Below are 14,583 nucleotides of genomic sequence, written 5' to 3'. Positions count from 1 at the left end.
ATTAGCTATAACCTGCAATCTGCTCCACTTAAGCCAAACCCTTGATTATAGCATAAAATTATTTTGCAAGAGGTCTAATAAACCCCAGTCAAAGACCGAAAAATAGGAATCACGTAAGAAATGGGCGCTAACTGCCCGATTTGAACCCGAACTAGCGCCGTAGTACCGGGGGAAATTTTGAGAGGAGGCCCGTTCGAGGAAGACCATTTGTAACCGCTGATAGTGTTCGGATCTTCCTGCAATTCCACAAAAATTTGCACGGGAGCACCGCCACCAGCTATGTTTTTCGAGATGCTGTCAGCCAAATTTTCATTGCCGATAATTGACGACATATCTTGATTAGTAACGGGAAAAGGAGAAACTTGGGTTACTTTGCCGACAATGCCACCGTAGCGTTCCCGCTTGACGACGCTAGGGGTAACTTGTACAGTCATTCCCGGTTTAATTTGCTTGCCATCTCTGTCAGCAAAATAAACAAGACTGACCATTTTTTCGCGAGAATTTTTAGATTCAACTGTCCCGATCCTTGTACCGATGTTCAGCATTTGACCTGCAACGGCGCTAACTTCTAAAACGCGGCCGTCGTATTGGCTGGTAATTTTGCTGTCGGCCGTCAACTGATTCTGCAAGTGGGCAATCTTGCGTTTAACTTCCTGAATTTGATTTGTTTGGGCGATCGACTTCTCTAAATCTTGTTGAGCTAGTTTGACCGCTTGGGTTTCCATGTCTTTAATCTTAGTTTTGATTTCGTCAATTTTGTTCAGGTTTTGCAGGTACTCCCGTTCGGTGTTACTTTTCTGAACTTTAAGTTCTTGGAGATTGTTTTTAATTTCGTTAAGGCGGTTGAGATTTTGCAGGTACTCCCGTTCGGTATTGGTAGCTTCTACTTTGAGTTGCTGCCTGCTGTTTTTGATGTCGTCAATTTTATTGAGATTTTGCAAGAATTCGCGATCGCTATTAGTTTGCTGAACGTCGAGTTCCTTTAACTGCGTTTCAATATCCGCCAGTTGCATCTGAGAGTCCGCGAATTCCTGTCTCGCTTGCAGCATTACATCCTCGCTGATAGCCCTCTCTTGTTCGTAAAGAACGCGGCGAGTTTCAAACCGCTGCTGCAAAGTTTCCACCAAAGAAGTGATGTGCTGTTTTCGCTGCAAAAGACTGTCGCGTTTTTTGCCGATCGCGGCCAGAGTTTGCTGCCGCAATATCGGTGCAACTTGTTCTCGCCACAAACTTTCTTCCAAACTTTGGCGTTTTTCTGCTAATGCTGTCAGAGTTTGCTGCCGCAGTACCGGCGCAATTTGTTCGCGGCGTAAACTTTCTTCCAAACTTTGGCGTTTTTGCTCTAATGCCGCCATACTTTGCTGGTGCAATATGGGTGCAACTGACTCCCTATTTAAGCTTTCTTTAAGGTCTTTTTGCTGCTGTTCTAGGGTTTTTAATTCCAGGGCAATCTGCTGTTTTTGCAGCTTATTAGTATCTTGTTTTTGCCCTTGCAGTTCCGCTAATTTCGCTTTTTCTTGCTCTAGCTGCTGCTTGAGGTCTAGTTTATCAATTCTGCCGATTTCCTGACCCCGTTTAACAACATCTCCCGGCTTGATATTGAGCTTTACCAATTGACCGGAACTAGCAGCTTGAAATTGCACGACTCGGCGGGGCAGAAGCAACACGCCTTGACCGGAAACAGTCAGCGGAATTCGCCCGATCGCACTCCAAACAGCCGCAGCAGCAACTAAACAGCCAATTGCAGTTAGTGGCAGCCACGATCGAGGACTAACCACCTGCATCATTTCGTCGAGGCGTTCCGGTGAAGATAAGCGATCGATCGCTTCAGTAGTGAAAAGTTTGTTTTGTTTTACCTGCATCAGCTATTCCTTTCGAGAGTGCGATCGCGGCTTTAAGCAGGGGTGTATTTGAAGGGGAAATTCCTTGCCAGTCAATTGAGGCCCAAACAATTTCCCAACAAACGTTCAAAGCTTCCGTGCAATTACTTGAATGTTCTCACTCCTGTTTGCAGCTTGCCTGTAAAATCACTTTACGGCAATTAACCCTGGTAAGACCCTAACTAAAAGTAGAGTTTTCAGCTAACAAAAAGACCAGCTTACAGCCAGTCTTCAGACGGGGGAATGACCCGAACTTTTGGCTAGGTATCGCCCGCAGCCAGTGCCTACACATTGGTCACAGTTAAGCTAAAAACACTTTTGTCAATGACTAAAATTACTCTAAGGTATCGAAGTAACAACTTAAAATGTCGTGCAATTTGTTCAAGGAGGTGGGGTAGAACATTTACGACTTCTGCAATGATTGTTATATAGTTTGATTTTTGATAAGATTACTGAACCAACCCTAGTGCAACAAAAGGTTCTAGTTTTGCTTGGTATTTCTCTAATTTATACGCAGTAAACCGGGAGCAAAAATCTTTATTTCAAACGCTTAATGTACACTGAATATGCCTTTTGTCAGTTGGGGAAGTTCAGTGTAATTGGTGATTGGTAATTGTAGGTGGGGTAGAAGGAAGGGAAACCCACCTACAATTACTATTAACAGTCAAAAATCAACAGTCAACAGTCAACAGTCAACAATTAATAGTTAACTGTTGACTGTTAAAGAATGCGTGTGCCGAACTCACTAGAAACTGCCGGAAAGGCTGTTCATTCTCTCGACTTAGAACTTTTGGAGAGCTTACCCTCAAAAGGTTGAACTCCACTATTTGGATAGTTGTCATCGCTGGGGCTAAAAATCCGCACCGCTGCTTCCGAAACGTAACGCATCGCGTTTGCCAAAGATTTAGAAAGATTCATAGAATCTGCCTCTCTTGTCTGGGTTCTGATACTTTTAATATTACTCGGATTTTTGGGCTGTGGATGAGTTTAGCAATATTTATTTGAATTACTTATTGGTCTGCAACAATGAAGCAAGCTGAAGGTTTGAGACATTACACATTTTTGGACGATCGACCTTTTGCTGATAGATTTTTCCTGGCTCAACTCAAGCAGTCGCGATCGCCCTTCGACGCTCAGAAACCGAGTTTTCTAACTCTATTCAAAGGCTGCAACGAAATATTTCGCAAAAAACCCGGAACGCTTGAGTGTTTATGCTTAATTCCTGAGTTTGTTAAATTAAGTATTTATATGGATTTTACCATAATATTAATGTACAAATCAACCAAAATCCGCTATTAAAGGGCATAATCAGCGAATTTTTTCGACAAATATCTGCAATCTTCATCAAATATTTACAAAAAGATATGGTGTTTGTCACTATAATTAAGAAAAAGAAGTTTGTCCGGGGTTTTTCTTATGGAAACTGCGACAGAAAGCCTGCAGCTCACAGGTTTTGAAGAAATCTTAGAAGACCGGGAACTGACGGTTTCTTCAGCAGATTACAGCCTTTTGACCGATCTCTACCAGCTAACGATGGCCGCTTGTTACGTCGGGGAAGGGCTCGACGGGCGGGCTGCGAGTTTTGAATTATTCGCGCGCAGGCTGCCAGAGGGTTTTGGCTACGCGATCGCGATGGGTTTGGCGCAAGTTATCGATTATTTGGAAAAATTTCGGTTTTCGCCGACGCAAATTGAGGCTTTGCAGTCCACTGGGATTTTTGCAGGTGCCCCGGAGCGATTTTGGACTTTACTCGCCACAGCCCGTTTTACTGGCGATGTTTGGGCGGTGTCCGAGGGGACTGCGGTGTTTGCCAACGAGCCTCTGCTGCGAATTGAAGCTCCTCTGTGGCAGGCTCAGTTAGTGGAAACTTATTTATTGAATGCCATAAATTATCAAACTTTGATTGCGACGCGGGCAGCGCGGCTGCGGGATGTGGCGGGCCCGGAGGCTAAGTTGCTGGAATTCGGGACGCGCAGGGCTTTTGGGCCTCAAGCTGCTGTTTGGGCGGCTAGGGCGGCTCTGGCTGCGGGATTCGACGGAACTTCTAATGTTTTGGCTGCTTTGAAGTTGGGCCGCAAACCTGTCGGTACGATCGCCCATGCTTTGGTGATGGCTGTGGCCGCTCTCGAAGGCAGCGAGAATCAGGCGTTTGCAGCTTTTCACCGCTATTTTCCGGGGGCGCCGCTGCTGATCGATACTTATGATACTGTGGCAGCGGCGCGGATGTTGGCCGATCGAGTAAACAGCGGTGAAATGCAGTTGGAAGGCGTGCGGCTGGATTCGGGCGATTTGGCGGTGCTGTCTCGGGAAGTTCGATCGATCCTGCCTGGGGTTCCAATTTTTGCTAGTGGCGATTTGGACGATCGAGAGATTGCTAAATTAAAAAGTAGCGGTGCTTGCATTGACGGTTACGGTTTGGGAACGAAGTTGGTCAGCGGTTCCCCTGTAAACGGTGTTTATAAGTTGGTGGAAATTGACGGGATTCCGGTGATGAAAGAGGCAAGCGACAAGGTAACATATCCCGGAAAAAAGCAAATTTTTAGACATATTGAAAATGGGCAAATTCTCGGAGATTGTTTGGGATTGTCGGGAGAAAATATTAATAATTGCGATTCTCATATACCATTAATGAAATTGGTTGTCAAGGACGGCAAACGAGTGCAGAAGCCTGAAAGTTTGGACGATATCGCGAAACGAACTGCTGCTTCTGTCGCCAGTCTTCGCCCCGAAACTCGCCAACTTGACAACCCGATTTCGCTGCAGGTGGAAATTTCTACAGATTTGCAGAGTCTCACCCAAAAAACGAAAAAGAGTCAGTAGTCAGTAGTCAGTAGTCATTAGTCATTAGTCAGTAATCATTAGTCAGTAGTCATTAGTCAGTAGTCATTAGTCAACAGTTAACAGTCAACAGTCAACAGTCAACAGTCATCAATCAACAGTCATCAATCAACAGTCAACAGTCAACAGTCAACAGTCAACAATTACCGATTCCCTATGCAGAAGATTGCTCTTTTTGGAACCAGTGCCGATCCACCCACAGCAGGACACAAAACAATTCTGAGTTGGCTTTCTCAACATTTCGATTGGGTAGCAGTTTGGGCATCGGACAATCCTTTTAAGTCGCACCAAACTTCTCTAGAACACCGATCGGCAATGCTGCTGTTAATGATTCAAGAAATTAATTCGCCGAGACACAATCTTTGTTTGCATCCAGAACTCAGCAGTCCGAGGACGGTGGAAACCGTGGAACAAGCAAGATTGCTGTGGCCGAATGCAGATTTGACACTGGTAATCGGTTCTGATTTAGTGGGGCAACTGTCTCGCTGGTACAAATTTGAAGAATTGTTAAAACAAGTTGATCTGCTGATAGTACCGCGACCCGGTTATCCATCAGAGCAATTAGATTTGTGGCAGTTGAGGCGCATGGGTGCAGAGGTGGCGATCGCATCTTTGAATGGTCCCAATGTTTCTTCTACCTTCTATCGGGAAACAGGAGACACCCAAGCCCTGACTCCGACCATCGAAGATTACATAAATAGGGAGCATTTGTACGCATGGCACGAGGCACGAAAAAGGGCGAAGGTTGCTCATTAGCTGACTTTAAAGTAGGAGTAGATAATGTTATTTTTTCCGTCGATACCGTGCAGAACCGCTTGTTGGTGCTGTTGGTAATGCGGCAAGACGAACCGTTTATCGATTCTTGGAGTCTTCCCGGTACTTTGGTGCGGCACGGAGAGTCTCTTGAAAATGCGGCTTACCGGATTTTGTCTGAGAAAATTCGGGTAAAAAATTTGTATCTGGAGCAATTGTATACTTTCGGAGAACCGGGGCGCGATCCTCGGGAAATTACCAGGGGCGATCGTTATCTTTCGGTGAGTTATTTTGCTTTGGTTCGCTTTGAGGAAGCTGAGTTAATTGCTGGGAGTGTAGTAGCTGGTGTGGGCCATCGCGTCGGCGGCATTGCTTGGTATCCCGTGCAACAAGTTCCTAAGCTGGCCTTCGATCACAATCAAATTCTCGAATACGGATACCGGCGACTGCGTAACAAACTTGAATACAGTCCGGTAGCTTTTGAAGTTTTGCCGGAGCTTTTTACTTTGAGCGATTTGTATCAGCTTTATACAACTATTTTGGGGGAAAATTTTTCTGATTATTCTAATTTTAGATCTCGATTGTTAAAATTGGGTTTTTTGTGCGATACCGGTGTTAAGGTTTCGCGGGGGGCTGGCCGCCCTGCTAGTTTGTACCGCTTTGATGCGGTCGCTTTTGCTCCTTTCAAAAATAAGCCACTGGTGTTTATCTAGCTGTTCCTTGGATGACATTCGGGGATCAATTTAGTAACATTAGAATAGAAGCTATTAAGGAGTGCAGACTATGAAAGACCCTGATGAATGTGCTAATATTCACGAAGTTCGGGAGGAAATTGATATCATCGATCGAGAAGTGATCGACGCTTTGAGCAAAAGATTTAAATACGTCGTCGCGGCAGCAAGGTTCAAAACGAGTGAAGCTGGTGTTAGAGCGCCCGATCGCTTTCATGCTATGTTACAGCAGCGGCGCGAGTGGGCTTTAGAATCAGGTTTGAATCCTGATGTGGTTGAAAATATTTACCGGGATTTGGTCAATTATTATATTGAGGAAGAGTTGAAACATTTCAAATCTGAGTAAGGTTTCTATACATTCAAATCTAGAACTATAGGAAAGTGAGTCCGCGCGGGCGGACTGTTAGCAATATTTATGAGGTGATTTGGTGAGATGAAAATTGCGATCGCACAACTCAATCCTACTATTGGTGATATCTTTGGCAACTCCAACCTAATTCTGGAGGCTGCGAAAAAAGCTGAGGTTGAGGGCGCAAACTTATTGCTAACACCGGAACTTTCCCTGATCGGTTATCCGCCGCGCGATTTGTTAATTAATCCGAGTTTCATTGCAGATGCAGGTGCACAGTTGCAGCAACTGGCGCAAGCTTTGCCACCGGAGTTGGCAGTCATCGTAGGCACTGCCTTACCTAATGCTAAGGCTGTTAAACTCGGCGGAAAATCATTGTTTAACAGCGCTGTTTTGTTGCAAAATGGCGTTGTCAAACAAGTTTTTCATAAACGCTTGTTGCCTACTTATGATGTATTTGATGAAGATAGATATTTTGAACCTGGAGAAAACAGCAATTACTTTTCTATTGGCGAAGTCAAAGTCGGCGTGACAATTTGTGAAGATTTGTGGAACAATGAGGAGTTTTGGGGTAAACGCAGTTACGCGGGCGATCCTGTTTCCGATTTGGCAAAATTGGGTGTAGATTTAGTGGTGAATTTGTCGGCATCACCTTATTCTGCGGGAAAGCGGGGAGTGCGATCGGGTATGTTGGAGCACAGCGTCATCCGCTGCGGGATACCGATTATTTACGCTAATCAGGTAGGGGGAAATGACGATATTATTTTTGACGGCAGCAGTTTTGCTGTGAATCGAAAGGGTGATTTAATTCAAATATTAGCTTCTTTTGAAACGGATTTTGTGGTGCTGGAATATGACGCAGCTAAACAAGATTTAGTTGGCAGCCATCAGCAAAACGCAGCAGGAATTAAGGCGACGCCATTGAGTTTTTATCCTGCCGAGGGAGATGCAGAAATTTGGGCTGCTTTGGTTTTGGGAGTACGAGATTATGTTCATAAGTGCGGTTTTTCTAAGGTTGTACTCGGTTTGAGTGGCGGGATAGATTCGGCTTTGGTGGCGGCGATCGCCAGTTGCGCGATCGGGCCAGAAAATGTTCTGGGAGTGCTGATGCCTTCTCCTTACAGTTCGGATCATTCGGTTAATGATGCTTTGGAATTAGCCCGAAATCTGGGTATCGCGATCGAACTATTGCCGATCGGCGATTTGATGAAAACTTACGATCGCACTCTCGCCGATTTGTTTGTCAATACAACTTTCGGGATTGCTGAGGAAAATATTCAATCGCGGATTCGAGGCAATCTATTGATGGCAATTTCTAATAAGTTCGGACATTTGCTGCTTTCGACTGGCAATAAGTCGGAAATGGCGGTGGGTTACTGCACTCTCTACGGCGATATGAATGGGGGATTGGCGGTGATTTCTGATGTACCGAAAACTCGCGTTTATTCGCTTTGTAGGTGGCTGAATTCTGGGAGTGGGAAGGTAAAAAATCAGACCCAGTTGGGAAAGGAAATTATTCCGGTTAATATTATTACTAAGCCACCTAGTGCTGAACTGAAACCTGGACAAATTGACCAAGATTCTTTGCCGGATTACGATGTTTTGGATGACATCTTGCAGCGGTTGATCGAACATCACGAATCTGCCCAACAAATTGTCGCTGCAGGACACGATGAAGCCGTGGTTAAACGTGTAGTAAAATTAGTCAGGCAAGCCGAGTTTAAACGGCGACAAGCAGCCCCTGGTTTGAAAATTAGCGATCGAGCTTTTGGTACCGGTTGGCGGATGCCGATCGCCAAAGTTTCCTCTTATTAAACGCAAAATGGTTAACATCGACGGTACTTTCGGCTTCGATTTTCTCCTGGGAACTCTCAGCAACGATACGATTAGAGGATTTGCAGGTAATGATACTATTCAAGGTTTGGGGGGAAATGACCGAGTTTTGGGCGATCGGGAAAATGACTTGCTGGCCGGAAATGAAGGCGCTGATACGCTGGCTGGCGGGCAGGGAAGCGATACAATCTATGGAGGACAAGAGTCGGATTGGATTTTTGGCGATCGGGGTCACGATTTACTAATAGGCGGCGAAGGCAGAGATATCTTGACAGGAGGCGCGGGGGAGGATTTATTTGTGATGGAAAAAACCGCCGCCGCCTCTACTATTACTGAAGCCGATATAATTACAGATTTTGGCAACGGCAATGATAAAATTGTCTTGACAGAAGGCATGAAGTTTAGCGATTTAGAGCTTTCTGTTGCCGATAACCAAACTATTATGAAAGATAAAAACTCTGGTAATTATTTAGGAGTTGTTTTGGGAAATTCTAATCTGATTGAATCAAACTTTATCTCGCTGTTTGGCGGACTAGATAGCGGTCAGCTTTTGCCAATTTCTGTTAACACGATTATAGCCGATCGCGCGATCGGACTGGAAGTGGCGAAAACTCCCCAAGAACAAGCGACAGGTTTAATGTTTCGCACAGAATTGCCAGACGACAGAGGAATGCTTTTCCCCATCGAACCCGCGCGAAACGTGCGTTTTTGGATGAAAAACGTGTTTATTGAGCTCGATATGGTTTTTCTGCGGGAAGGCGTAGTGCAGGCGATAATTCCTAACGTACCGCCGTGTTTGAGCGAAACCTGCCCCAACTACGGCCCGGATGTTCCCGTTGACGGAGTTATTGAACTCAGAGGCGGAAGGGCGGCCCAATTGGGACTCAAAGTTGGCGATCGGATTCCCAATTTACCCTAAAAGGTATATGATTTTATCGCAGCATTCAACATTTTTGCATCCAATGAATCCAATGAATCCTATTGAATTAAAAATAATCCCCCATCAAACTCAAGACGGTTTAGCTTACCAACATTTGCGCTTACGAATTACCACTCAAGACGGTATCATCACACCACATGATTTACAAGGTTTGAAACTTCCTCAAGACGTTCAATTAAGCCAAGGAATTGTCATTGAAGGTAGAGGAGCAATTTGGCTGTATGGGTATTTAGTACACGAATGTCATCCTGCAGCTTGGGTTGGATGTTACGATCCGCGATTAGAAGGTGCAGTGGTAGTAGCGACGCACAAGCACGAGGTATCTGTTGGACAGGTATTAAAATTGAGTTTACCCAGCGATTAAGACTCTCCTGAGTTTTAGGTGATAATAAATAAAAATAAAACTTCCCGTGGTGGGGGCATATTACCTGCGTTAGCGAGAGGCTAACTACTGTTTCCACCACAAATCCAGGAGAGTCGCGATTAAATTAGAGCGTGTTAAGTGAATAGTCCAGACTATTGTGTACCAGACTATCCAGCTATGAATGCCGATCCAGAAATGCAAGTCTTGAACAGGCAGGATGCCTGTACCACAATAATATAATTTTTGGACAAGTGTATTCAGAAACATTAGTCGATCGCCCTACAACCGCGCGAATCTGTTTTGTCAGAAGCTAGGGGCGATCGAACACTCGTCAATTTAGCAAATTTGCAATTTTAGTGTGAGGACTTATGACCATTACTCGCGTCTCTGTAGACTCAGCAGGCAATCCGGGGAACAGCGACTCCAACGCTTACTCCATCTCAGCCGATGGGCGGTTTGTGGCGTTTCAATCTCAGGCATCCAACCTCGTGCCGGGAGACACTAACAATAAAAACGACATCTTCGTGCGGGACTTGTCAACCAATACTACCACCCGCGTCTCTGTAGATTCAGCAGGCATTCAGGGAAACAACGACTCCTTCAATCCCTCAATCTCAGCCGACGGGCGGTTTGTGGCGTTTGCATCTTTTTCCAACCTAGTGCCGGGGGATACCAACAATCAACCGGACATCTTCGTGCGGGACTTGTTAAGCAATACCACCACCCGCGTCTCTGTAGACTCAGCAGGCAATCAGGGGAACTCCTTGTCCAACAATTCCGCCATCTCTGCCGACGGGCGGTTTGTGGCGTTTCAATCTTATGCCTCCAACCTAGTGCCGGGAGATACGAACAATCAGTTCGACATCTTCGTGCGGGACTTGTCAACCAATACCACCACCCGCGCCTCTGTAGACTCAGCAGGCAATCAGGGGAACAGCGACTCCCTCACCCCCTCCATCTCGGCCGACGGGCGGTTTGTGGCGTTTATTTCTTTTGCCTCCAACCGATTGGGAGAGACGAACAATCGCAACGACATCTTCGTGCGGGACTTGTCAACCAATACCACCACCCGCGTCTCTGTAGACTCAGCAGGCAATCCGGGGAACAGCGACTCCTTCAGTCCGTCCATCTCAGCCGACGGGCGGTTTGTGGCGTTTCAATCTCAGGCATCCAACCTCGTGCCGGGAGACACTAACAATTTTTTTAACCAACTTAAGATCTTCGTGCGGGACTTGTCAACTAATACTACCACCCGCGTCTCTGTAAACTCAGCAGGCATTCAGGGGGACGAAAACTCCTTCAACCCCTCCATCTCAGCCGACGGGCGGTTTGTGGCGTTTCAATCTCAGGCATCCAACCTCGTGCCGGGAGACACTAACAATAAACAGGACTTCTTCGTGCGGGACTTGTCAAACAATACTATCACCCGCGTCTCTGTAGATTCAGCAGGCGATCGGGGGCAGAATGACGACGCGTTATTTGGGCCCTCAATATCAGCCGACGGGCGGTTTCTGGTGTTTGCATCTGATGCCTCCAACCTCGTGCCGGGAGACACGAACAATGCTCAGGATGTCTTTGTTTCTGACATCGGCAGCACTTCAGGCGGCATCAATAACCCTCCAAACCTCATCAACGGCACTCCCGGCAACGACGTGCTCACTGGCACTCCCGGCAGCGACACCATCAACGGTTTGGCAGGCGATGACGTGCTGACTGGTTTGCGGGGCAACGATATCATCAATGGTGGCGACGGCAGCGATAACCTGTCTGGGGCAAAAGGTTTTGACACCCTCAACGGCGGTTTGGGAAACGATAATCTTGGCGGTGGCGCGGGCAACGATGTATTTGTTTTAGGTGCGGGATTGGGAGTTGATACCATCTCTGATTTCAGCAACTCTCAAGATACCATTCAATTAATCAACGGCTTAACTTTCGGACAGCTATCAATTTCGGCTGGAACTAACAGCACATTAATTAGAGTAGCCAGCAGCGGTGAAGTTTTAGCTGCTTTGATAGGCGTTGCTCCCAATTTCATTGGCCCTGAAGATTTCGTGTCTGTTTAGATATCTGCCGATTCTCAATTGTCTGCTTTGTCCTTTCACCGAATATCTCACCTTTACTCAAAGAACACGATCGCGAATTACGCACTCCGACAGACAGAGAAATCTGGTTTTTTACCGAATCTGCAGGTCACAACGCAGTATTTTCGTAAAAAACCCGGTTTCTGAACCCCCGTGTACAAGCCCTAGCAAAAAATGGTTTGACGCGCAATATACTGTTCTTAGCTTTTAGTTATTAATTATGGCAAATTACAGAACTATATTGTTGTTCAATAGTTTAACTTTAGTGCTAGTTGGGCTAGTGACGGCGTGTCTGAGTTTATTCGGTTCTTCGTCGGTAAAAGGGTTATTTTTGCCGCCTTGCTCTGCCACGTATCCGGGTGCAGGTTTCTTTTTCTTGGCGTTTCAAATGTTATTTTATTTATCGGTAATGGTGTGCGCTTTTACCTTTGGATTGCTGAGAATTATTCAACCAGAGCGCCCAGAAAATCGATTTATTTTATATTCGGCACTGTTTGCAGGTTGCTTTCTGTTCAATGAAGTTTTTCGCACCCACGTTCATCTGGGACGTGCGGGTTTCCCGAAAGTGACAATTGTCATATTTTACGCGGTGCTGGCAATTGCATACGGATTAGCTTTTCGGAGACAAATTCGCTCGACTCCCTATGCTTTACTGCTGAGTGGCGTTGGTTTGTTATTTGTTGCATTTTTTGCAGAAGCGCTGCCTTTAAAAAACGAGATAATTTCGAGCTTGCTGGAGGGAATACCGAAGCTGTTGAGCGGGATTAATATAGCACTTTATTTTTGGTTTTTGTGTCAGGGTTTGATAGTGCGATCGCTCAATTTTTCTAACAGGAAATCACATCCAGAATGAAGTAAGATGAAGATTTGCCGTAGGGTGGGGGCGGGTTTTTTAGATTGTCGGTTTTTGGCAAATATTGTTGGTAAAACCCGCCCCTACATGATTGTATAATCGGTTAAAACAAAAAGTATCGCTGCGCCATTGGCAAAACTGTTGCCGGTTCGCAAGTTAACAATTCCCCATCCGCCCTGACTTCATAAGTTTCTGGATCGACTTCCATTTGTGGCAAATAATCGTTGAGTTTCATGTCTCTTTTGCTAATTTGTCTGGTGCCGGAAACTGCTACAGTGGGCTTTTGCAAACCGAGCTGTGCGGCAATATCTCGATCGCGCGCAGCTTGGGAAACGAACGTCAGACAAGTCGCCCCAATCGCACCGCCAAAACTGCCAAACATCGGCCGCATATGCACCGGTTGCGGCGTCGGAATGCTGGCGTTAGCATCTCCCATCTGCCCATAGGCGATCGCCCCTCCTTTAATTACCAGTTCCGGTTTCACCCCAAAAAAAGCCGGCCGCCACAAACACAAATCCGCCAATTTCCCCTCTTCCACTGAACCGACATACTGACTAATTCCGTGAGTAATCGCCGGATTAATTGTATATTTCGCAATGTACCGCTTCACCCTAAAATTATCATTTTCTCCCCCTGGTTCCCCCCCTTGGTAAGGGGGGGTTATCCCTCTTGTTTCCCCCCCTTGGTAAGGGGGGGTTAGGGGGGGTAAAATCCCCCTTTGAACCTTCATTTTATGAGCCGTTTGCCAAGTCCGAATAATCACCTCTCCAACTCTTCCCATCGCCTGAGAATCAGAAGAAATCATACTAAACGCACCTAAATCGTGCAAAATATCCTCAGCAGCAATAGTTTCCCTTCTAATTCTCGATTCAGCAAAAGCCACATCTTCAGGAATGCCTCGATCCAAATGGTGGCAAACCATCAACATATCTAAATGTTCTTCTAAAGTATTGACAGTGTAAGGGCGAGTCGGGTTAGTTGACGAGGGCAAAACATTAGCTTGTCCGCACACTTTAATAATATCCGGTGCGTGTCCGCCGCCAGCACCTTCGGTGTGGTAAGTGTGAATAGCCCGATTTTTAAATGCGGCAATTGTAGCTTCCACAAATCCCGCTTCATTGAGAGTGTCGGTGTGAATTGCAACTTGCACATCGTACTCCTCAGCTACACTCAAACAAGTGTCGATCGTTGCTGGTGTAGTTCCCCAATCTTCGTGGAGTTTCAAACCCATTGCACCGGCAAAAATTTGCTCGACTAATCCTTGAGGTTGACTGCTATTTCCTTTACCTAAAAACCCTAGATTTACGGGGAAAGCGTCAGCAGCTTGCAGCATCCTGTACATATGCCAAGGCCCGGGAGTACAAGTTGTGGCGTTTGTACCCGTTGCAGGGCCAGTGCCACCGCCGATCATTGTCGTGATTCCAGAGGCGATCGCCACTTCAATTTGCTGCGGGCAAATAAAGTGAATGTGACTGTCAATTCCCCCGGCGGTGAGAATCATTCCTTCACCCGCAATTACTTCAGTACCAGGCCCGATAATAATATCTACCCTATCTTGAATATAAGGATTTCCGGCTTTACCAATTTTGTAAATTTTGCCGTCTTTAATACCGACATCTGCTTTAACAATTCCCCACCAGTCTAATATTAAAGCATTAGTAATCACCGTGTCAACAGCGCCGTCTGCATTAGAAATCGGCGATTGTCCCATGCCGTCGCGAATGACTTTGCCACCGCCAAATTTAACTTCATCCCCGTAGGTTGTGAAGTCTTTTTCAACTTCTATGAATAATTCTGTATCGGCTAACCGGACGCGATCGCCCACAGTCGGCCCGAAGGTTTCCGCGTAGGCGCGACGATCCATTCTGTAACTCATGCTCACTCCTAATATTAATAAATTTTTAGTTGGCAGTTTAGACCTACTTGAATTATAGTATGTGACGAGTTCGTCAATCTGAAAC

General features: G+C 45.9%; 13 protein-coding genes. 10 read left to right on the top strand and 3 right to left on the bottom strand.

What is annotated here, in order from left to right:
* Positions 1-74: 74 nt before the first annotated feature.
* Both QUB44_RS15575 and QUB44_RS15570 read right to left on the bottom strand, forming a co-directional pair.
* A complete protein-coding gene (locus QUB44_RS15575; RefSeq protein WP_333369016.1) occupies positions 75-1,862 on the bottom strand; it encodes an NHLP bacteriocin system secretion protein in 1,788 nt (595 codons plus the stop codon).
* 786 nt (positions 1,863-2,648) lie between these two features.
* On the bottom strand, positions 2,649-2,798 hold the full coding sequence (locus QUB44_RS15570) for an isochorismate synthase (protein ID WP_333049849.1): 150 nt from the start codon (positions 2,796-2,798) through the stop codon (positions 2,649-2,651).
* A gap of 108 nt (positions 2,799-2,906) precedes the next feature.
* On the opposite strand from QUB44_RS15570, the gene QUB44_RS15565 reads away from it, so the two are divergent.
* The 10 genes from QUB44_RS15565 (at position 2,907) to QUB44_RS15520 (ending at position 12,622) form a co-directional block, all read left to right on the top strand.
* Positions 2,907-3,179 (top strand): hypothetical protein, encoded by a 273-nt coding sequence (locus QUB44_RS15565; protein ID WP_333369014.1) that lies wholly within the window; start codon positions 2,907-2,909, stop codon positions 3,177-3,179.
* Between the two features lie 117 nt (positions 3,180-3,296).
* Entirely contained in the window at positions 3,297-4,700 is a 1,404-nt protein-coding gene (locus tag QUB44_RS15560) for a nicotinate phosphoribosyltransferase (protein WP_333369012.1), read from the top strand.
* A 174-nt stretch (positions 4,701-4,874) separates the two neighbouring features.
* Positions 4,875-5,474, top strand: coding sequence for a nicotinate-nucleotide adenylyltransferase (locus QUB44_RS15555; protein WP_333369010.1), 600 nt, complete (start codon positions 4,875-4,877; stop codon positions 5,472-5,474).
* The gene (locus tag QUB44_RS15550) at positions 5,435-6,184 is read left to right on the top strand and encodes an NrtR DNA-binding winged helix domain-containing protein (protein ID WP_333369008.1); all 750 of its coding nucleotides are present in this window, start codon (positions 5,435-5,437) and stop codon (positions 6,182-6,184) included. The genes QUB44_RS15555 and QUB44_RS15550 overlap by 40 nt, the downstream gene beginning before the upstream one ends.
* A gap of 70 nt (positions 6,185-6,254) precedes the next feature.
* Positions 6,255-6,548, top strand: coding sequence for an isochorismate lyase (locus tag QUB44_RS15545; RefSeq protein ID WP_333159752.1), 294 nt, complete (start codon positions 6,255-6,257; stop codon positions 6,546-6,548).
* 87 nt (positions 6,549-6,635) lie between these two features.
* Positions 6,636-8,366 carry an NAD+ synthase gene (locus QUB44_RS15540; RefSeq protein WP_333369006.1) on the top strand — a complete coding sequence of 577 codons (1,731 nt, stop codon included), beginning with the start codon at positions 6,636-6,638 and terminating at the stop codon, positions 8,364-8,366.
* A 7-nt stretch (positions 8,367-8,373) separates the two neighbouring features.
* Positions 8,374-9,303, top strand: coding sequence for a DUF192 domain-containing protein (locus tag QUB44_RS15535; RefSeq protein WP_333369003.1), 930 nt, complete (start codon positions 8,374-8,376; stop codon positions 9,301-9,303).
* Between the two features lie 52 nt (positions 9,304-9,355).
* Positions 9,356-9,688 carry a CRISPR-associated ring nuclease Crn3/Csx3 gene (crn3, locus tag QUB44_RS15530; protein WP_333369001.1) on the top strand — a complete coding sequence of 111 codons (333 nt, stop codon included), beginning with the start codon at positions 9,356-9,358 and terminating at the stop codon, positions 9,686-9,688.
* A 368-nt stretch (positions 9,689-10,056) separates the two neighbouring features.
* The gene (locus QUB44_RS15525; protein WP_333368999.1) at positions 10,057-11,751 is read left to right on the top strand and encodes a calcium-binding protein; all 1,695 of its coding nucleotides are present in this window, start codon (positions 10,057-10,059) and stop codon (positions 11,749-11,751) included.
* A gap of 238 nt (positions 11,752-11,989) precedes the next feature.
* Complete coding sequence (locus QUB44_RS15520; protein WP_333368997.1) at positions 11,990-12,622, top strand: hypothetical protein; 633 nt, start codon at positions 11,990-11,992, stop codon at positions 12,620-12,622.
* 103 nt (positions 12,623-12,725) lie between these two features.
* Here the strand turns inward: QUB44_RS15520 and ureC are convergent, their stop codons facing one another.
* A complete protein-coding gene (gene ureC / locus QUB44_RS15515; protein ID WP_333368995.1) occupies positions 12,726-14,498 on the bottom strand; it encodes an urease subunit alpha in 1,773 nt (590 codons plus the stop codon).
* Positions 14,499-14,583: the final 85 nt, after the last annotated feature.

It is taken from the genome of Microcoleus sp. AT3-D2 (genome assembly GCF_036705715.1).
Lineage (GTDB): Bacteria > Cyanobacteriota > Cyanobacteriia > Cyanobacteriales > Microcoleaceae > Microcoleus.
Note: the sequence above shows the minus strand (reverse complement) of the source record. Positions and strands in the feature narration are given on the sequence as shown.

Coding starts and splice junctions, on each gene's coding strand:
- QUB44_RS15575 (WP_333369016.1), bottom strand. CDS start 1,862: ATGCAGGTAAAACAAAACAAACTTTTCACTACTGAAGCGATCGATCGC.
- QUB44_RS15570 (WP_333049849.1), bottom strand. CDS start 2,798: ATGAATCTTTCTAAATCTTTGGCAAACGCGATGCGTTACGTTTCGGAA.
- QUB44_RS15565 (WP_333369014.1), top strand. CDS start 2,907: ATGAAGCAAGCTGAAGGTTTGAGACATTACACATTTTTGGACGATCGA.
- QUB44_RS15560 (WP_333369012.1), top strand. CDS start 3,297: ATGGAAACTGCGACAGAAAGCCTGCAGCTCACAGGTTTTGAAGAAATC.
- QUB44_RS15555 (WP_333369010.1), top strand. CDS start 4,875: ATGCAGAAGATTGCTCTTTTTGGAACCAGTGCCGATCCACCCACAGCA.
- QUB44_RS15550 (WP_333369008.1), top strand. CDS start 5,435: ATGGCACGAGGCACGAAAAAGGGCGAAGGTTGCTCATTAGCTGACTTT.
- QUB44_RS15545 (WP_333159752.1), top strand. CDS start 6,255: ATGAAAGACCCTGATGAATGTGCTAATATTCACGAAGTTCGGGAGGAA.
- QUB44_RS15540 (WP_333369006.1), top strand. CDS start 6,636: ATGAAAATTGCGATCGCACAACTCAATCCTACTATTGGTGATATCTTT.
- QUB44_RS15535 (WP_333369003.1), top strand. CDS start 8,374: ATGGTTAACATCGACGGTACTTTCGGCTTCGATTTTCTCCTGGGAACT.
- crn3 (WP_333369001.1), top strand. CDS start 9,356: ATGAATCCTATTGAATTAAAAATAATCCCCCATCAAACTCAAGACGGT.
- QUB44_RS15525 (WP_333368999.1), top strand. CDS start 10,057: ATGACCATTACTCGCGTCTCTGTAGACTCAGCAGGCAATCCGGGGAAC.
- QUB44_RS15520 (WP_333368997.1), top strand. CDS start 11,990: ATGGCAAATTACAGAACTATATTGTTGTTCAATAGTTTAACTTTAGTG.
- ureC (WP_333368995.1), bottom strand. CDS start 14,498: ATGAGTTACAGAATGGATCGTCGCGCCTACGCGGAAACCTTCGGGCCG.